General features: G+C 63.6%; 14 protein-coding genes. 5 read left to right on the plus strand and 9 right to left on the minus strand.

Going from position 1 to position 18695, the window contains the following annotated elements:
- Positions 1 to 44 precede the first annotated feature (44 nt).
- The 4 genes from RBH77_RS09570 to RBH77_RS09585 form a co-directional block, all read right to left on the minus strand.
- Positions 45 to 917 carry an amidohydrolase family protein gene (locus RBH77_RS09570; RefSeq protein ID WP_311031892.1) on the minus strand — a complete coding sequence of 291 codons (873 nt, stop codon included), beginning with the start codon at positions 915 to 917 and terminating at the stop codon, positions 45 to 47.
- Complete coding sequence (locus RBH77_RS09575; protein ID WP_311031893.1) at positions 917 to 2053, minus strand: mandelate racemase/muconate lactonizing enzyme family protein; 1137 nt, start codon at positions 2051 to 2053, stop codon at positions 917 to 919. The genes RBH77_RS09570 and RBH77_RS09575 overlap by 1 nt, the downstream gene beginning before the upstream one ends.
- Positions 2050 to 2955 (minus strand): 5-dehydro-4-deoxyglucarate dehydratase, encoded by a 906-nt coding sequence (gene kdgD / locus RBH77_RS09580; RefSeq protein ID WP_311031894.1) that lies wholly within the window; start codon positions 2953 to 2955, stop codon positions 2050 to 2052. The genes RBH77_RS09575 and kdgD overlap by 4 nt, the downstream gene beginning before the upstream one ends.
- Positions 2956 to 3047: 92 nt before the next feature.
- The gene (locus RBH77_RS09585) at positions 3048 to 3806 is read right to left on the minus strand and encodes a FadR/GntR family transcriptional regulator (RefSeq protein ID WP_311031895.1); all 759 of its coding nucleotides are present in this window, start codon (positions 3804 to 3806) and stop codon (positions 3048 to 3050) included.
- 173 nt (positions 3807 to 3979) lie between these two features.
- Between RBH77_RS09585 and RBH77_RS09590 the strand changes: the two genes are divergently transcribed.
- The 4 genes from RBH77_RS09590 (at position 3980) to RBH77_RS09605 (ending at position 7699) form a co-directional block, all read left to right on the plus strand.
- Positions 3980 to 4972 (plus strand): TRAP transporter substrate-binding protein, encoded by a 993-nt coding sequence (locus RBH77_RS09590; RefSeq protein ID WP_311031896.1) that lies wholly within the window; start codon positions 3980 to 3982, stop codon positions 4970 to 4972.
- A gap of 146 nt (positions 4973 to 5118) precedes the next feature.
- Positions 5119 to 5601: a TRAP transporter small permease gene (locus RBH77_RS09595; protein WP_311031897.1), complete on the plus strand. Its 483-nt coding sequence runs from the start codon at positions 5119 to 5121 to the stop codon at positions 5599 to 5601.
- A 7-nt stretch (positions 5602 to 5608) separates the two neighbouring features.
- Complete coding sequence (locus RBH77_RS09600; protein ID WP_311031898.1) at positions 5609 to 6889, plus strand: TRAP transporter large permease; 1281 nt, start codon at positions 5609 to 5611, stop codon at positions 6887 to 6889.
- Positions 6890 to 6898: 9 nt separating this feature from the next.
- Positions 6899 to 7699, plus strand: coding sequence for an NAD-dependent epimerase/dehydratase family protein (locus RBH77_RS09605; protein ID WP_311031899.1), 801 nt, complete (start codon positions 6899 to 6901; stop codon positions 7697 to 7699).
- 419 nt (positions 7700 to 8118) lie between these two features.
- On the opposite strand, the gene RBH77_RS09610 is transcribed toward RBH77_RS09605, so the two are convergent.
- The gene (locus tag RBH77_RS09610) at positions 8119 to 10794 is read right to left on the minus strand and encodes a caspase family protein (protein ID WP_311031900.1); all 2676 of its coding nucleotides are present in this window, start codon (positions 10792 to 10794) and stop codon (positions 8119 to 8121) included.
- 747 nt (positions 10795 to 11541) lie between these two features.
- On the opposite strand from RBH77_RS09610, the gene RBH77_RS09615 reads away from it, so the two are divergent.
- Positions 11542 to 12297 carry an OmpA family protein gene (locus RBH77_RS09615; RefSeq protein ID WP_311031901.1) on the plus strand — a complete coding sequence of 252 codons (756 nt, stop codon included), beginning with the start codon at positions 11542 to 11544 and terminating at the stop codon, positions 12295 to 12297.
- Positions 12298 to 12317: 20 nt separating this feature from the next.
- Here RBH77_RS09615 and RBH77_RS09620 read toward each other — a convergent pair whose 3' ends face one another.
- Genes RBH77_RS09620 through RBH77_RS09635 form a run of 4 tightly spaced genes read right to left on the minus strand, consistent with a single transcriptional unit; the run spans position 12318 to position 18572 of the window.
- On the minus strand, positions 12318 to 14672 hold the full coding sequence (locus tag RBH77_RS09620) for a peptidoglycan DD-metalloendopeptidase family protein (protein WP_311031902.1): 2355 nt from the start codon (positions 14670 to 14672) through the stop codon (positions 12318 to 12320).
- Complete coding sequence (locus RBH77_RS09625) at positions 14672 to 15070, minus strand: DUF1036 domain-containing protein (RefSeq protein ID WP_311031903.1); 399 nt, start codon at positions 15068 to 15070, stop codon at positions 14672 to 14674. Before RBH77_RS09625 ends, RBH77_RS09620 begins: the two co-directional genes overlap by 1 nt.
- 47 nt (positions 15071 to 15117) lie before the next feature.
- Positions 15118 to 17793 (minus strand): serine/threonine-protein kinase, encoded by a 2676-nt coding sequence (locus tag RBH77_RS09630; protein WP_311031904.1) that lies wholly within the window; start codon positions 17791 to 17793, stop codon positions 15118 to 15120.
- Complete coding sequence (locus RBH77_RS09635; protein ID WP_311031905.1) at positions 17790 to 18572, minus strand: PP2C family protein-serine/threonine phosphatase; 783 nt, start codon at positions 18570 to 18572, stop codon at positions 17790 to 17792. The genes RBH77_RS09630 and RBH77_RS09635 overlap by 4 nt, the downstream gene beginning before the upstream one ends.
- Between the last annotated feature and the right edge of the window lie 123 nt (positions 18573 to 18695).

An 18695-nucleotide genomic window follows, 5' to 3' on the forward strand; every position in this document is an offset into this window, starting at 1 on the left:
TAAAACACGCGACCTTCTTGGATCATTCATTATGCATCCCCCCGTCAGCCCGAACCGAACCCGTAAAGCTGGGCCGGGTTGTCGACGAGGATCTTACCGACCGTGTCCGCCGACGCCCAGTCAGCGAGAAGGTCAAGCAATGCAGCATCGTCCGGATACGCACCGCGTGCCACTCCGACATGCGGCCAATTCGAGCCCCAGAGGATGCGCTCAGGCGCATGAGCGATAACGCGCCGGGCGATCGCTGCCACGTCGGAAAATTCCGGGCCGCCGGTCAGGCTCGTTTCGTAACAACCGCAGATCTTGAACCAGGCGTTGCCGCGATCGAGGAGGCGGAGGATTTCATCGACTTGGCCGCTATCGGCGGAAACCGGCGGCATGAACTTGCCGACATGGTCGATGACGTAATCCGTTTCGATCGAGTTCAGGGCGTCGAGATGTTCTTCGATTTCATTCCCGTTGAACTGGACGATGAGATGCCATCCAACCTCGCGCGCTAGCCTTTCCACGGGTTTCATTTCCGCGAGCGTCACCGCTCCGCCCGGCAAATTCATGATGCGCGCGCCACGCACGCCGCGCGCGTCGAGCCTTTCCATCTCCGCCACGGTCATCCCGGGTGAGACGGCGATAACGGCACGCGCCTTCTCCTTGCCGATCTGGTCGAGTGCGGCGAGCGTTGCACCATTGTCGAATTGATATGCGTTGGGCTGGACGATGACGGTTCGCTCCAGCCCGAGCCTTTCCTGCACGACTGAATAGTCTTCGATCGTCGCCAGTTCAGCGATCGGAGGTCCGCCAGGCTGCGAGGAAAACCCGTCGAGGAAAAAATGCATGTGGCAGTCGGTAGCGCCGGGCGGCGCTTTCAGCCTGGGCGGCATGCCGTCGAGCGGACGCGTGTTGACGGGGATTTCGCTCATCATGCTTCCTTCAAAGCATACTGTGCGAGCGCGTCGCGGTTGATCTCTATGCCGAGACCGGGCGCGTCCGGGATGGCCACGACGCCGCCTTCATGTTCGATCGGCCGGGCGAGCACCGCTTGCCGGAACGGGTTCGACGTGCGGTCGAATTCGAGGATCGGTTCGACCGGATCCCGGCGCGGCGGATCGGGCGGCAGCGCGGCCATGAATTGAAGGCCTGCGGCGAGCGCGACGCCGGTACCCCATACGTGCGGCACCAGACGCACGCCGTGCATCGCCGCCATATCGGCCACGCGCCGCATCTCGCTGAAGCCGCCGGTACCGCAAATGTCCGGCTGAAGGATGTCGACGGCGCGTGTCCCCAACGGCTCGCGCATGCCGTAGCGTCCATGCCATGTCTCGCCGCCGGCGACCGGCAAGGGCTGGCCGGCGCGCACCGCATGATAAGCGCCAATCTGCTCCGGCAGCACCGGCTCCTCGAACCAGTCGATCCCGTAGCGGTCGGCACGCTTGCCGAGTTCGATTGCCTCGAGCACATCATAGCCGTGATTGGCGTCGATCATGAAACGTGTCTCTGGTCCGATCGCCTCCCGCACGGCCGCGATGACGTGCAGGTCCTCCTCTACGTCGAAGCCGATCTTGATCTTGACCGCATGGAAACCTTCGCGGACATAGCCGGCGGTTTCAGCGGCCATGTCGGCTACCCGATCGCCGCTTTCCCGGCGAAAGCCGCCGGTCGCATAGGCGCGCACATGCTCGCGGAAGCGACCGCCGAGCAGCATCGAGACCGGTACGCCGAAACGCTTGCCCTTGATATCCCATAAAGCGATGTCGATCCCCGACAGCGCCGTCATGGTCAGCCCCCGCTGTCCCTGGTCGCGCAGGAGATTGTAGAGTTCGCTCCAGAGCTTTTCCGTCTCCAGCGGGTCGCGACCGATGAGTGCCGGCGCATAAGCCTTCACCACCGCCGCATTGGGCTGCGCCGGCCCGAGGCATTCGCCCCAACCGCTGATGCCGTCCTCGCATATGATTTCGACAAGGCAGTGCTGCCGCCGGTCGAAACACATCGAAGCGCTCTCGAAAGCGTGGTCGAGCTTATGGTCAAGCAGATAGGTCCGGACCGCCTCGATCCTCATGCGCGATAGGGCCCGATTAGCTCCGCCATCATATCCATTTCATCCGCGGTAAGGTCGGTAAGCGGCGCTCGCACGTTGCCGGCGTCGAAGCCGACAAGCCGGACGCCCGCCTTGATCGCGGAGACCGCATAGCCCTTGCTGCGATTGCGAATTTTCAGGAACGGGTAGAAGAACGCGCTCAGGATCGCGTTCGTGCGTTCGTGCTGGCCGCCGCGCAGCGCCGCATAGAAATCCTGCGCGAGTTTCGGCACGAAATTGAAGACGGCCGAGGAATATGTGGTGACGCCGGCGCCCAGATAGGCGTCTGCGAACAGTTCCGCCGTGGGCATGCCGCCGAGGTAGGTCAGGCGATCGCCAAGAGTGGCGGTGATCTGGCGCACCAGACCAATATCGCCCGAACCGTCCTTGAAGCCGACGAGATTGGGGCAGGCCTCGCACAACCTTGCAAGCGTCTCGGCCGTGATGATGGAATTGTCGCGATTGTAGACCATGACGCCGATTTCGACGGCGTCGCAGACGGCCTTTATATGGGTATAGAGGCCTTCCTGGCTGGCGGCGATCAGATAATGCGGAAGCAGAAGGATACCGTCGGCGCCGGCCTTTTGCGCCGCTTTGGCCAACTGGATCGCCATGCTCGTGCCGTACCCGCAGCCCGAGACGATCGGTATGCCGTTGGCCGCTTCCTTGGCCGTACGCACGATGGCGGGGATTTCCTCCGGCGACAGCGAGAAGAATTCGCCGGTGCCGCCGGCTGCGAAAAGCACGCTTGCCTTGAAGCCGGACAGCCAGCCGACATGATCGGCATAGGCTTTCCCGTTAAAGGCTCCGTCCCTTCCGAAAGGCGTCACGGGAAAGGAGAGCAGGCCGGCACCGAGTGCCGCCTTGAGTTCTTGTGGTTCCATCACACTGTACGATCCTTCGCCCGAGACGCATCGTTCAGGCGACGATCATAATAGGCATCATATCTCTGTCAACGAGAGATATGATCTTCTCGTCAACTGCCGCGAATGAGCTTGCGATAACGTACCAGGCTTCCCTGCAGGTGCGTGCGGATTCCCTCGCGCGCCGCTTCCGCATCGCGGGCGGAGATGGCATCGGCGATCTGCCTGTGTTCGGTCTGGATCTGCCGGAGATAGTCGCCCGGCGTATGCTCGGCGTCGCCGCTTTGAAGCGAGGCTCGAGGAATGGCGTTGCGCCCCATCACCTCGAGGAACTCACGGAAGCGCGGATTGTTGGTGGCGTCTGCAATCGCCAGATGAAAGGCGAAATCAGCTTCCATGGTCGGCTGCCCCGCCGCGATCCGTGCCGCGAGGTCGTCGTAGCGTTCGTGGATGGCCTCCTCCTGGGCAGGAGAGCGACGTGATGCGGCAAGCCCCGCGGCCTCGATCTCGACGGCCGTTCTGAGCTCCAGCGCCTCGATAATCGAGGAAATCCGGGCCGTTTCAAAGCTCTGGAAGCCATGGGACACCGGCGGCTGGTTGTTCAGCACGAAAATGCCAACCCCGTGACGGGCCTCAACGAGTCCGTCCGCACGCAGCGACGCCACGGCTTCACGGATCACCGTCCGACTTACATTGAATTGCCGGGTAAGGCCGGCTTCGCTCGGCAGCTTGTCTCCGGGGCGGAGTTCGCCGCTGAGGATCTGCCTTCGCAGACCATCACCGACGACGCCGACCAGATTCCTGCGCGCCGGCGCCTTTGCCCGCGCGCCCCCGTGGTTTGGAGCATCCTGATCCACATCAGCACCGCTCAATTCATGCCTCCGCCTGTTGCGTCTCATTCTTGCGGCCATTTCCGCCATTGAAAAGCTGTGGCGTCGCCTTTCGATAGAAAAAGCATTGACGGCTTGTATCTCGATTGTATGATGACATCCATCTTGATGTATTACAAGTTAGATCACTGCTTTCAAATTTCAGGGAGGAAATCATGATAATCGCCAAACCGTTCCTGCGGACGACCGCGCTTGCCGCGGCCGTCTTCTGTCTTGCCGCAACGTCTTCCGCTTTCGCCAAGAACTGGCGCGGGTGGAACATCCATGCACCGGGCTACGCGAACACCGTCGCGCTCGAGGATTTCGCCAAGGCGGTGGGCGGGAAGACGAACGGTGAACTGACGCTCAAAGTCTACAACAACGCCGTGCTCGGCGACCAGCCGGACGCCATCGAGCAGACCCGTAATGGCGCGCTTGATTTCGGCAATTTCAATCTCGGGCCGATGGGGCCGGTCGTCCCTATCACCAATGTGCTGTCGCTGCCCTTCGTCTTTTCGAGCGAAGAGCAGATGCACCATGTGATGGACGGCAAGATCGGCAAGGAATTCGCAGACGCCATCGAAAAGAAGGGGCTGGTAGTCCTTTCCTGGTTCGATTCCGGCGCGCGCAGCATGTTCAACGACAAGCATCCGATCAAGGCGCCGGCCGACGTCAAAGGCCTCAAAATCCGGGTGATGGACAACCAGCTCTATGTCGACATGATCGACGCGATGGGTGGCAACGCGACCCCGATGCCGATGGGATCGATCTACCAGTCGCTGACGACCGGCGTACTGGACGGCGCGGAGAACAACTATCCTTCCTACACCGAATTCAATCTCTATCAGGTGGCTAAATACTATTCGACGACCGACCATTTGATCATCCCGGAATGTTTATGCATTGCCAAGAAGAGCTGGGATGCGCTCGACCCGAAGACCCAAGGCATCGTCCGTCAGGCCGCGCTCGATGCCCAGGCGGAACAGCGCGAATTGTGGGCGAAGGCGTCGGACAAGGCCAAGCAGGACGCCGTCAAGGGCGGTGCCAAGATCAACGAGATCAAGGACCTCACCCCGTTCCAGGACGCGATGAAGCCCGTCTATGCGAAGTTCTACAAAAAGTATCCCGACCTCCAGAAGGTCGTGGAGAAAATACGGGCCGTCAAATAGGCTGAAACCACGCCAGAGCCCCCGGACGCAGAAATTGTGGACGGGGGCTCTTTATTGGGGAAGTTCGCGGAGGAGCGGCGGCTTTGGTCAATGTCCGTGATGAAACAGGAGAACCGACACCGCCGGGACCGCGGATACCCGCGTCGATGATCGACCGTGTGCTCGACGGGATCGCCTGGCTCTGCATGCTGGTCGCCGGCCTGGCGCTCGTCATCGTCGTCGTCGCCTTCGGCTGGCTGGTCTACGGCCGCTATGTCCTGAACGACACGCCGACCTGGGTGGAGCAGCTTTCGCTTCTTCTCATTTCCTACATCACCTTTCTCGGCGCGGCGGTCGGCATCCGCCGCAACACGCATCTCAGCATCGACTTCGTCCGCGAAAGCCTGCCGTTCGTGCCGCGCGAGATCATGCGTTATCTGTCCGATCTCTTCATCGTCGTCTTCGGCGCATGCATGGCCTGGCAGGGCTATGCGCTTTTTCTCGACAATACCGACCGCCTGATCCCGATGATCGACGTCGCCGAAGCCTGGCGGGTCCTGCCGCTCGGCATCTGCGGCGCCCTGATGGTCCTCTTTGCCGGGAGCAATATCGTCACGCGCATCGCCCACGGCGGGCAGGAACGGGAGTAGGCCCCGCATGGGACTGACCATTCTCTTCGGCCTTTTCTTCCTGACGCTGATCGTTGGCGTTCCGGTCGCCTTCGCGCTCGGCATCGCCGCCGCCGGGGCCTTCCTCTATGAAGGAATACCGCTCTTCGTCGCCTTCCAGCGCATCGTGGCCGGCATATCGGCCTATGCGCTGCTGGCCATCCCGTTCTTCATCTTCGCCGGCGAACTCATGCTCCATGGCGGCGCGGCGCATCGGCTGGTGCGGTTCGTCGCCTCCGCCGTTGGCAGCGTCCGCGGCGGTCTGGGCCTGGTCGATGTCGGCTCTTCCATGCTGTTCGGCGGCATCTCCGGCTCGGCGGTTGCCGACACCTCGGCGTTGGGTGCCATCCTCATGCCGGTGATGAAGGAGAAGGGCTATGACGCCGACTACGCCGTGAACGTCACGGTGACCTCGTCGGTCGCCGGCGTCGTGGTGCCGCCGAGCCACAACATCATCCTCTACGTGGTGGCCGCCGGCGGCAGTATTTCGGTGTCGAAGCTATTCATGGGCGGTATCATCCCCGGCGTCGTCATGTGCCTCTGCCTGGCGATCGCGGCCTATCTCGTGGCCGTGCGGCGCGGCTATCCGGCTGAGAAGTTTCCGGGGTGGCGCACGCTCCTCGTCAGCTTCGCCGCGTCGGTCCCGGCGATGCTGACGGCCGTTATCATCGTCGGCGGCACGCTTTCCGGCGTCATGACGGTCATCGAATCGGGCGCGTTCGGAGCGATCTATGCCGTGGTCGTGACGGCGCTGGTATACCGGGAATTGAGCTGGTCTTCTTTCAAGGCGGCCGTGGCAAGTTCCGTGCGCACCACCGCGCTCGTGATGATCCTCGTCGGCTGCGCTTCCGCCTTCGGCTACATGCTTGCCCTTTACCAAGTGCCCGATGCACTCGCCGCGCTGGTCACGTCGGTCTCCAGCGACCCGATCGTCATCCTGCTGATGATCAATCTGGTCCTGCTCGTGCTCGGCATGATCATGGATATGGCGCCGCTCATCCTGATCTGCACGCCGATCTTCCTGCCGGTGGTGAAGGACATCGGCATGGACCCGGTCCAGTTCGGCATCATCATGATGATGAATCTCGGCCTTGGATTGTGCACGCCGCCCGTCGGCGCCTGCCTTTTCGTCGGCTGCGCCATCGGCGGCGTCAAGATCGAGCAGGCGGTCAGGACGATCTGGCCGTTCTATGCCGCAATCCTCGTGGCGCTGGCCTTGACGACATATGTACCGGCCCTTTCCCTGTGGCTGCCTTCGATACTGGACTGAGGAAAGACATTGCTGAAGAAGCTTCTGATGACCGGGGCCGCGGGCGGAGTGGGCAAATCCCTGCGGCCGCTGCTTCACCGGCTGGCCGAACGGGTCGTGCTCTCCGACATCACCGAGATCAGCGATCTTTCGCCGCACGAAACCTTCAGGCGCTGCGATCTCGGCGACAGGGCACACGTTGATGCGCTGTTCGACGGCGTCGACGGCGTGCTCCATCTTGGCGGCATCTCGCTGGAAAAGCCTTTCGATCTCATCCTCAACGGCAACATCGTCGGCGTCTACAATCTGTTCGAGGCGGCGAGGCATCACGATATGCCTCGCATCATCTTCGCCAGTTCCAACCATGTCACCGGCTTCTACACGCGCCATGAACGCGTCGACCCGTCCATGCCGGTGCGTCCGGATTCGCTCTACGGCGTCTCCAAGGTGTTCGGCGAGGGCATTGCCAGCCTCTACTTCGACAAATTCGGCCAGGAATGCCTGTCGATCCGCATCGGCTGGTGCTTCCCGAAGCCGATCAATCCGCGCACGCAGGCGATCTGGCTCGGCGTCGAGGATCTTTTCGACCTGTGCGAGCGTGGCTTCACGGCGCCCCGCGTCGGCCACACGATCATCTACGCGGTATCCGACAACGAGGAGATGTGGTGGGACAACTCGTCCGCCGCCTTCCTCGGCTGGAAGCCGCGCCAAAGCTCGGCCAGATGGCGGGCGGACGTGCTGGCGAACATGAAGTTGGAAACGCCGACCGATCCCGACGTGATCTACCAGGGTGGCCATTTCGCCACCTCGAAGCATCCGGACGATGAATGACTGGATCGCCGAAAGATGGGAACTGTTGGAGATCATGAGGCAACAAGCATTGCTTAAATGATTGGCTGTTCTGGCCTCTACCATCCCCCTCCGCCGGAGCCGCCACCCCCTCCGCCACCACCCGCTCCACCGCCACCCCCTCCGCCGCCTCCTCCACCACCGCGGTCCATGAGTTGCTGAAGGTTGCCCGTGGAGGTCGCCGCATCTGGCGTCGTGGAAGCTCGGGTGACAGGTTTGCGGTAGTTGCTTCTCGGACGATTGACCTTTTTCCTGGCTACTTTGTGCGTCGGCTCGGCCTTATAGGCTGGAGGGGAGGGGCGATCCTGCAACATGTACGGTACCGCGCAGCCCTGCAGCAGCGCGACCAGCAAAGAGCTTGTCATGATGGCAGCAATTTTCCGCATTCAGGCACTCCTCTGTCAAAGCATGTCGAGACGCGGTCGCGATGAAATCCATTCCTTGCGTGTGAGTTCGATGAGCAATTCGGTCGTGTCCTTCGGAGCCTCGTGTCCGAGCGCCGCCGTTGCGGCTTCCCGGCTCTGCCGGCCGAGGACGCCGTCGACAGTGCCGACATCGTGCCCCATGCGGATGAGCGTCTGCTGCACCTGCCGGCCCACGGCCTTGCCCTCCGCTTTCTTCAGCGCCTTTGTCGCCCGCTCCGAGACGTCCTTTGTCTGCTGGGCGGCGGCAAGCGCGTAGAGATGGATCGCTTCGTCCGGGCCGTCTGCCAGGGAGGGGTCCTTGCCGATCATGAGCGCCGCGTCGAAGGCGCCCCATGCATCTCCCCGTTCCGCGGAGCGGCGGTAAAGGGCGAGGATGTCGGCTGGCGTGCCCTTTCCTTGGTCCTGCATCATCAGCGCGATCAGTGTCGCTGCCGCGGGCTGCCCACCCTTGTCCGCATCGCGGAAGAGCTGCATCGCGCGGTTCTCGTCCTTGCCGACGCCAACGCCGTCGCGATAGAGGAGCCCGAGATTGAGCATGCCCCAGACATCCTGGCGGGCAACCGATTTCTCGAAGAAGGTAAGCGCCCGCTCCGGGTCCGCCTTGGTGTGGGCTCCGTTGCGGTACTCGTAGCCCAGCTGGTTCATGGCGTAGGTGTGGCCGGACTCCGCCGCGCTGACGAGCAGCTTCATGCCGCGCTCCACGTCCGGCTTCGTCCCGTTGCCGTAGATCAGCGCCTTCGCCAGCGAATATTGCGCATAGGGGTCTCCCTTTTTCGCACCGGCCTCGAACAGCGGAATCGCCTTCGCAGGATCGGGCTTGCCCAGCAGGCCGAGCTGATAGATGCGCCCGAGCAATTCGCCCGCGCGCACGTGACCTTGCTCGTATGCGCTGCGCAGATTGCCGATGGCGTCGTCGAACTGGCCGTCGGCATAGAGCGCCCGCGCAAACTGGTATTTGAAACGGGCGACATCGGGGTAGGCCTCAACCGCCTTTCGACATGCCTTCAGGGCGGCGGCCACGTCGATCCCGTTGGGCAGCACGCCTTCCGTCACGGCCTGTACGTCAAGCGGTTCGGCGGCGAGCCGGTCGCAATCATTGACCGACACCGCGACCTTGATGTCCACCGGCGCCTTCGCCTTTCCGGCGGGCGCCGCCGGCACCAGCGCGATCTCCACGTTTTTGCCGGCGTCGGCGATCGGCGGCCGCACGGAGAGATGCTGGACATCCGCCTCCTTCACGAGGTCGCCGGGGGCCAGCATCTTGTTGTCGAGCGCCACCTGGGCGCCTGGCGTGCGCTTGGCGAGCCTGAGCCAGCCATTGCCAACATCGCGTGCGGTTTGCCAGTCATTGGCGACGCCGATGAAGCCGGTCCCGACATCGGCTGCCATGGCGATCAACTGCGGTTTGTTTTGCTGGTCGGAGACGGGTTTCTCCCCAGCCGATGCAGGCTTCGTGCTTTCCTCGGCGACTGCAACAACAGGCTCCTTCGGTGGCGGCGCTGCGGCGTCCGCCACGATATTCACCGAAGTGGACGCGGTGCGGCCGTCGGCGGTACGCACCTGATATTCGATCGTCTCCGTCCCGGTGCCGCTTCCGCGGTCATAGGCAAGTTCGGCCAACTGGTCGGCGGGAATGGCTGTTCCCGTGCCGACTTTCGAGCCGCCGAGCCAGAGCGTTCCGTCGGCCGGCGTTTTCGTCAGCGTGACCATCAGGGGCTGCTGTCCGCTGCCGATCGGCGAGGGCAGATTGAGCGGCACGCGCGCCGCCGCCATCGGTATGTGGATTTCGGCCGTGTCGGGCATGATGAGGAGGTTCTGCCGCGACACGAAGTAGAAGGAGGCGGTCAGGCTGGACGTGTCCCACGGGACCTGCTTTCCACTGGTCGTCTTGATCACCTCGTTGCGGATGCGCGTGACGACTTCGCGCACCTCGACATCGGGTGTCAGCGCCTGGTCGGCGAAGGCTTTGGAAAAGGGGCTGAGCTTACCGGAGCCGTCATAGGCGACCTTGTCGGGGGCGGTGGAATAGACGATGAGCGTGCCGAGCCCCGGCGCGGTGGCAGCCAACCCCCTGTTGCCTTCGACATCCACCTTCTTGTTGCCGACATAGTAGAAGCCGCTCTTGAAGGGGTTGTCCCGGCAGGCGTCCAGTATGGCGATCTGCAGATTGGAGGACTGTCCCATATATTGCAGCAGGTTGCTGAAATTATAGGCCTGGGCCTCCAGGTCGTAAGGCGAGGCAAGGGAAGCGTCGACCGGCAGTATGTAGTTCTGTCCGGCGACCTGGACGGCATGGCCGCTGTAATAGAAGAGGGCGATGTCGCCGTTGTTCAGGCTGCGCAGGAAGTCGCGGATGGTCCTCTCGAGCGCCTTTCCGTCGAGGTCCGTGCCGAGCACGACCTCGAAATTGGCCTGTTCGAGGACATTGCGGACGTGATCGGCGTCGTTGACGGCATTCGGCAGTCCAGGGAAGCTCCTGTAGTGCGAATTGCCGATGACGAGTGCGGTGCGCCGCCCGGTAACGGCGTCGGCATGGGCGGGAAAAATGCTTGCCGCCGCCACCAGCAAGGCGATGCATGCCGCAAGCAGCATCGCTGCAAGTCCGAGCCTGCCGCGCGCATCTGAATGAGAAGGTCCGTATGCCTGCGTCATCAGACGCTCCTCGCTGTCGCGATGGGCACGAACGTCTATTCACATGACATGCGAAAATATTCCCCTGCCTGCGACAATCTGTCAAGGTGGGTACCCGCCCCTCCTTGGGGGGAGGGCCGGGGAGCGGCAGCAACAAAATGGAGGCTGCGACACCGGGGGCGGGTATTTTCCTTATTCGATTGCATGACTGCTACCTCTACGCTGCTCACCTTGCCTTCGCTCCACGAAGGGGGAGGGGTGGTCCGCGCAGCGGGTCGCAGAGGGGCCATTCCATGCATCGTTCCACAAGCCTGTCTTGTCTCACGCTCCATCCCCGCCACGCTGCTTTCCGGCCCTGGCCATTGAAAGTCGGGAAGCGGGGCGCGAGGCCGTGCCTTCCGAATTGAAACAGGTGGCGCGACACTCGCGCACCGCCGGCGATTTCTGTTCCCGCCTGTTCCGCTGCTCCCCGAGCCTCACCCTGAACCTGCCGAAGGGTAGTCACTCCGATCAGGTTCGGTGCTCGTCCCGGGGTCTGTGTGCCTTCTACCGGCACGCAGGGGTCATAGTGCCCCCAGGGGAACCTCCAGGCGGGACCTCCCCGGCCATGATGCCACGTCGGCATCACGGCGGAGGCGCCGGCTCCTCCCCACGCAATCACCGTCATGATCGGTGTTCCCGATGGGAGGAACTGACAGGGAGTATGGAGGAAGCGCGGAAGGCGTGGAGAAGAGCAGGGTGAAAAAATGCGAATGATGAATGGGAAGAATGGGTTGGAAGAACCGCCTGCACGATCCTGTCCACGTTTTCATTCGCCTGGCCGACCGGGTGTCATGCTGGTGCCGGAGCGAAGCAGACGGGCTCGCCGAGAAGGCAGGATTGCCGCCGGCCGCCAACCCGCGCGACCATTGCTTCCAATTGACTATGCGCGGCGGCGCTCCTACAGTTTTGCTCCCTGGTTTCATGCATCCGGTTTATCCGACTGGAGATGGCGGCATGCGGGTGAAGGCTTCGATCATCGCGCTCGCTTTGGCGGCCTTTCCGGCCAGCGCGTTCTGCGGCCAGATTCAATCATCCGAGGACATCGTGAAATTCTTTGCCGGCGAGGCCGACCTCGGCGTATCCCGCGGCATCTGCATCGGCACGGAAGACGAGTGCCGCGACGAGAGCGAGGCCCCCCAGCCGAAGGGGCTGGACATGCTGGTCAACTTCAACCTCGATTCCGCCGAACTGACAGCCGACGCCAAGGCGAAGCTCAAGGAATTCGCCAAGGCCCTGAAGGACGATAGACTGCGCAACCTTCACTTTCGGGTGGAAGGATATACGGATGCCTCGGGGTCGGAACTCTACAACGAGAAACTGTCGGAACGGCGTGCGGAATCGGTGACGCAATTCCTTACTTCGAACGGCATCGACGCCGCCCGCATCAGCGCGGTAGGGCTCGGCGAAAGCCATCCGCGCAGCGCCAACCCTTACGACCCGATCAACCGGCGGGTCGAGATGCGGCTCAATTCGGGCAAGTGAAACTCGCCCTAGCGAAACCTTCATTGCACGCTGGATTTTGTGGCATCGGGCGCTGAACTGTCCGCCGGCTTGTCGATCGACGCGACCAGTTCCGCAATTGCGTTTCTGTAGATTTCGAAACCCGGCGGGGGCGGTTCCTCGATCGTGGTGATCGCGGAAGCGGTCGCAGTGACGGTCTGCCCGCCACGCGCGCCCATCTTCCGTTCCGCCCAGCTTATGACGTAGCCGGCGTCCTTTCCGGCGAGAAACGGATTGGCACGGATGACGGAGGCCCCAAGAACGCTGACGAGCGGCGCATTTCCGGACGCGGCGAGGATCTGGTGCGCGCCCTCCATGCCGAGGAAATGGCACAGATAAAGCCGGCCCGCGCTGATGGCGTCGCCACGGGCGCGCAGATAGGCTTCTCCCTCGCGAGCCAGGTTGCGCACCATCTCGCGCGAGATCGTCGGGTCGAAGCGAAGCGCCAGCAGATCGGCTTTCGAAAGCGAACGTGCAAGGTCCGGCCGGTAGGTCCGCATCATCCTGAGCCAGGTGCTGTCGATGAACTGGCCAAGCCCGGTCGCCGAGGAAAGCGGATTCTTCGCCCGCGCGCTGCCGCCGCTTTCGACATGGATGATCCTGTCGACGAGCGTCGCCACGGCGGAATCGTCCGAAGCCGATGCCGATGCGTCGCCGAGGGGGTCGACAGCCACGCCATTCCGGTAAAGTTCGAAGTGAAGCGAGGGGCCGGTCGCAACGCCGGATGTTCCGACATAGCCGATCACGTCGCCCGCCTTGACGCTTTTACCGACGCCCTCGGCCAGCGCAAAGCGCTGCAGATGGGCGTAGAGCGTTTCCCTGCCGTCGGGATGAGCGATGCGGATAGTGTTGCCATATCCGCCGCTGTCTCCCTGGAAGGTGATCTGACCGTCGAAAGCGGCCATGACCGGCGTTCCGAGCGGCGCCACCCAGTCGACGCCCTTGTTGACGCGTACGGTGTCGAGGATCGGATGCTTGCTCGGACCGAATGTGGAAGCGAGGACGCCGTTGACAGGCGTCACCATGCCGCTTGCGGTCGTCACGACCCGGATCCGGTTATCCTGCGAGACACAGGCGAAACCACCGTCCTGCTGCCGGTAGACGAAACATTCCAGGTCGGTATCGGTGCCGCGAACCGCCGCATACAAGACGCGCCCGCTCATGCCGTCCTTGCCCCGCGCGGTGTCGGAATAGACGAGATCGAGGCGCTGGTCGTTGCTGGCGAAAGCGTTGAGGTCGTGCCCGCGCGACAGGTACATGATCGCCTCGCCGATGACCCCGCTCGGCACGTCGTTGCGGGCTGCCGTCGAATAAATGGCGTCGAGCAGCCGATACTGACGCTTGTGGCCGCCCTCCTCCTCAGGGCCGGAATAGTGGAAAAGATCGTTGCGGACCCAGGGGTCGGCTCCGGAGAGGAATTGTCCCGCGTCCTCGCGCGCCAGCGTGCCGACGAAGCTGTTGCCGGAATAGATCGACACCTGGCGCAGCGAAAGCGGTCCGTTGCGGGTCGCTCTGGAACCGCGTATCGCGACGACATCGCCATGGACGAGGCCGTCGCGATTGAAGAGCGCCTTCATGGATTCCTGCGCCCTCACGGCATCGTCGTCTGCAAAATGGTTTTCGGTGACGACGCTCGCCAGGCTCCTGTCGGCAAGGACCTTTACAAAGAAATCTTCGGTCGCTTCGAACCGATCCGCTTCCGGCACCATGGCTGCAACCGTGGTGTTGTTTTCGATCTCGGTCTTCTTGAACACCGGCAAAGCTTTTTCGCCCGAGCCGATCGTCTGTCCCCAGCCGCCTTCGGCATCGGTTACAGCACCGCCTTGCGGCGCCTTGGGCTGCGGCAGGTCTGCCGGAGCGGGCTTCTCGGCGACGCTGTCGCCGGAAGGTGGAGGGGGCGCGTTTCGCTGTGCCTGAAAGAAGGCGAAATCCTGCTGCGTGGAGGGAAGCGTCGCCATGAAACGCTCGCTCGAATTGAGCATCGTGTCGGAGAGCATTTCGAGCCGGGGCGAGACGGCGGGATCGGCAAGACCGGCCGGCTTGGCGACGGCGACTTTTTTCGTCTCCTCCGAATTCCCGTTCGCCAGCGTGATCCACATAGGATCGCCCGGCAGATCGACGATGGTCGGTACGTAGACCGAGGCGTCCGCCGGCAGGTCGCCGCCCGTATCGACCGGCACCAGATTCTCGTCGATATCGCTGCCTCGCCATTCCTGGAAGGCGTAGTAGCCGCCGCCCGCGATCGCGGCAAAGACGAGGCATGCGAGCCCGAGGACAGCGCGCTCGCGGCGGGCGCGCTGCCGGCGCTCGACCGCGGCCTGCCTTCTGCGCCGGAAGATCGGGTTGATGGTATGCATCAGGGACCGCTGCCGGTGAGGAACATCGTCCACCGCGCCTGCTGGAGCGTATCCACCTCACGGAAACGCGCGGCGATGTGGCCGCGCTGCCAGCAGTCCTTGATGCCGCGGATGGTGAAGCGCCGGCGGTCGATGCACATCTCGGTCTCGCCCTTGAGAATGGCGTTGCCGAAGACGTCCGTGGCGTAGATGTAGACGTAGCGGTCGGTCAGTTCGTCGCGGATGACGTTGACGCAGCGGTTTGCGCCCACCGTCCACCAGCCGTCCGTCTGGAACAGCCCGTCGATCTCCTCGCCGAGCGCCACGTTGACGACATCGAGCGTCTGATTGCAGACCGTGAATTCCGCTCTCGCCGGCGTCGCCGCGAGAAGAAGCGCGCAAAATGCAAACGCAGCCATCCAGCTTGTCCGGGGCGCATATGTGCGGGTAGCGCGGCCGGTCATTTCTAGCCGCCGAGCTGGAAATACTTAACTATCGCGGAGAACGCCGCACCCGATCGTCGGATCTCGTCGCGGATTTTCGGCAGCACCTCGGAAGCCGGCGCCGCCTGCAGCGTGCTCGCCGACAGGATGTCGACGGCGCCGGTGATCGCCAGGACGATTTCCGGCATCGGCTTGCCCTTGGCGCGCGAGGCGGGATCGAGCGAGATCCTGGCGCTGAACTTCGCCTTGTCGCCGTCGACGATGAGCAGCCTGTCGATATTGTAGGTCATGCCGTCATGGTCGATGAGGAGCAGGTTGGAGCGAAGGCCGCCCTGGGTCGCAAGGACGCCGCTGATGGGCGATCCGTTGGAAACGGAGGTCCGGTCGAGGGTCAGGGCCTGGACGTTTCGGGCTGGCGGGTCGAAGCCGCGCATGAACCTGGTCACTTCGCATTGCGCCGGCGAGATCAGCCGGACCTGGATGTCCGGCTCGGTCCCGAATTGCGCGTCGAACGCCTTCATCATTTTCACGAACGGGTCCGGCGCCGTACCGAAGCCGACGATCCCGAAAGCCGTTCCATCCGCACTGTCCGGAGCCGCATAGAAGCAATCGCCGCCCGCAAAATCGCGCAGCCACAATGAAGCCTTCTCGAACGTTACGGCCGATGAAGGCGGGACGCTGGGCCTCGGAACGTTCGTGGCGACGGTTTCGTCGGTGTTCCCGCCGGTGTTGGGTTCTGCGGCTTTGTACTTTGCAGCGTCGGGCGGCGAAGCCGGCACGGCAGCCGCCTCGTTCGGCTGCTCGGCGGTCGGCGCCGGGGCCTGCACAGCATCAGCGGCAGGCTTCTGCGGCTTGGCTTGGCTGGGCAGCGTTGCCGGCTCGGGCGCGGCCGCAGGCGCGGTGGCAGGGGACGGCGCTTTGGCCTGAGGGCCGCTTTCCTTGCCAGTCTGGTTCTTTGCCATTTCGGCAGGCGCTTCCGCAGACGCCTTTCCCGACGGGGGCTGCAGCTTTGTCCAGCCGGGAAGCTGGCTTTCGATCGCCGCCTGGACGTCCGGTTGCTGGGTTCCCGAGCCATTGGATGATGTGGGAGCCGCAGCTTGCGGGACCGGCGTCATCTTGCCGGTCCGAGGCGGCACTGCCGAAGCCGTATCTTCCGGAGTCCGCGCCGGCGGCGGCTCGGCTGGTGCCGGGGCGTGGGTGTCCGCTTCGCCCTTCGCGGCTCCGGTCTTGGCCGAATTCCTTTTGGCCTCCTCAACGAACCGCTTGATGATTTCCGATGCGGGAAGGCCGGGCGTCGTCGACGGCTGATCCGTCCTGGTTTCGGCCGCAACGCCTGGCGACTGAGGCTGCACCGGCTGGGATGTTGTCTTCTGTGCCTGTGAGGGTCGTGCCTGTACAGGTGGCTGCGCCGCCGGCTCTTCGCGAGGCTGCGCAGCCGGTGTCGGTTCGGGAATCGGCCCGGCGGCCGGTTGCGTAGGCGCCGTTTCCTTCCGTTCGGGCGGTCGCTCCGGAACGAGCGTCGCCTGTTTCCGCTGGGCGACCTCGGGAGCGCTGCTCCCGGGCAGATATCCGGTGAAATACGCGCCGGCTCCCGCGGCCGCCGCAAGCAGCAGGACGAGCCCCGCGATTGCGATGCCGGACACCTCCCGTCGGCCTGCCCGTTGCGCCGGCGGCTTTGCGGGCGCCGGTTTTGGTTTGGAGAGATAGGCCGGTCGCACATGCTCGACGAAAGGGGCCTTTTCGTCTCCGCCGGCATTGCCGCTTTCGGCGGCGTTGCGCCGTCCGAGCCCGATCCAGGGTTTGGCGGCGAGGGTTTCCTCGTCCCATTCTTCTTCGGTATCGGCGGCCAGACGCGACATCCGGACGATTTCCGCCATGCTTGCCGGCCGTTTGCCGGGGTCCGGCTGCAGCATTGCCTCGACGATCGGGCGCATCTTGCCGTCGATGCCGGTCAGGTTCGGCACCACGCGTCGCTTCTCGACGACATCGACCTGCGAACCCGTCATGTCGAGCGGCCGCCCGCGCAACGCCGCGGCGAGGATCAGGCCGAGACTGTAGATGTCGGAACGTTCGCTTACCTCGCCGCCGTAGAGGCCAAGCTGTTCGGGCGAGACGTAGTTGTATTTCCCCGCGAACCTGCCGCCGATCAGCGTTTCGCCGCCGACATGAGCCGAACGGGCGATGCCGAAGTCGATGATCTTCGCCCGCTCGACGCGACCGTCGGGCAGGATGACGTTGTCGGGTGAAAGATCGCGATGGATGGCGCCGGCGCGATGCACTGCGCTCAAGCCGGAAGCGAGGCGATGACAGAGCCGGCATACGTCGCCGGGCGCCATCGGTCCCTTACGCATCACGTCGAAAAGCGACTGGCCGTCGACATATTCCATTGCCAGGTAAGGCCGGCCGATCACCGGATCGACCGTGAAGACGTGATAGCGAACGACGGCCTCGTGCGACAGATGGTTGAGGATCGAGGCTTCCTTGCGGAACAGCGAAAGGATGGTCTGGTCGCGGGCAAATTCGGGAAGCACGATCTTGATCGCGACGAGGTCGCCCGTCTGGATGTTGTGGCCACGATAGACCTCGCCCATGCCGCCCGATGCGATGCGCTCGTCGAGTTCGTAGATGCCGCTGAGCTGGGTGCCGACGCCCGTCTCCATGCGGCCAGGCAGGATCCGGGTCCTGTCGTCCGTGCTCATGGCCGGGTCCGCTCCGCCGGCACGGCGGTTTGATCGGCAAGATCGGATTGCAGCTCGCCGCGGATGCGCACCAGCACGATGGTGACGTTGTCGGTTCCGCCCCGGCCGAGCACCGTATCCAGCAATCTCTCGCACGCCGCCTGCGGGCGATAGGCGGCGACGGCTTCGAGAATTTCGGCATCTTCCACATGTGCGGTCAGCCCGTCGGTGCTGAGCACGAACACGTCGCCCGGCAGCGTCTGGCCCTGATGGAAATCGACTGCGATTTCCTCGCTCACACCGACGGCGCGGGTGATGACGTTACGCCTCGGCCAGCTGCGCGCCTCGGACGGGCTGATCATGCCCTTGTCGAGGAGCTCCTGCACTTCCGTGTGGTCGCGCGAAATCTGCGAAATCTTGCCGTCGCGGACCAGATAGACGCGGCTATCGCCCGACCAGAAGCAGGCGAAGCTGCCGTTCATCGCCAGCAGCGCGGCGACCGTCGAACCGATGGTGACGCCGCGCGCCCTGGCGATGCCGCGGATTTGCTCGTGGGCACGGCCAAGGCGGTCTTCGAACCGGGCGAGCAGTTCCGGAGCGGAGCTTGCGATGCCGATGGTCGCCAGATGCTCCACGATGGTCGACGAGGCGACCTCGCCGGCCTCGTGTCCGCCCATGCCGTCGGCGACAAGCCAGAGCCCGCTCCTCGGCTCCATGAGAAAGCTGTCCTCGTTGAGGAGGCGGACGCAGCCGCGATGGCTGACGCCGTAGCTTTCAAAGGGAAGGGCGGTATCGCTCAAATTGCCTCCTGGCGCCCGAGCGGCGCCGGCAAATCGCGTTTCCCAAGTAGCGTGACATTCTGCCACAATGGCCGATGATAGGCCATATGCCGGCTCTTCTGCCGTTGTCTGGTCTGCGGCCCT

The sequence above is a fragment of the Mesorhizobium koreense genome, from assembly GCF_031656215.1.
GTDB lineage: Bacteria > Pseudomonadota > Alphaproteobacteria > Rhizobiales > Rhizobiaceae > Mesorhizobium_L > Mesorhizobium_L koreense.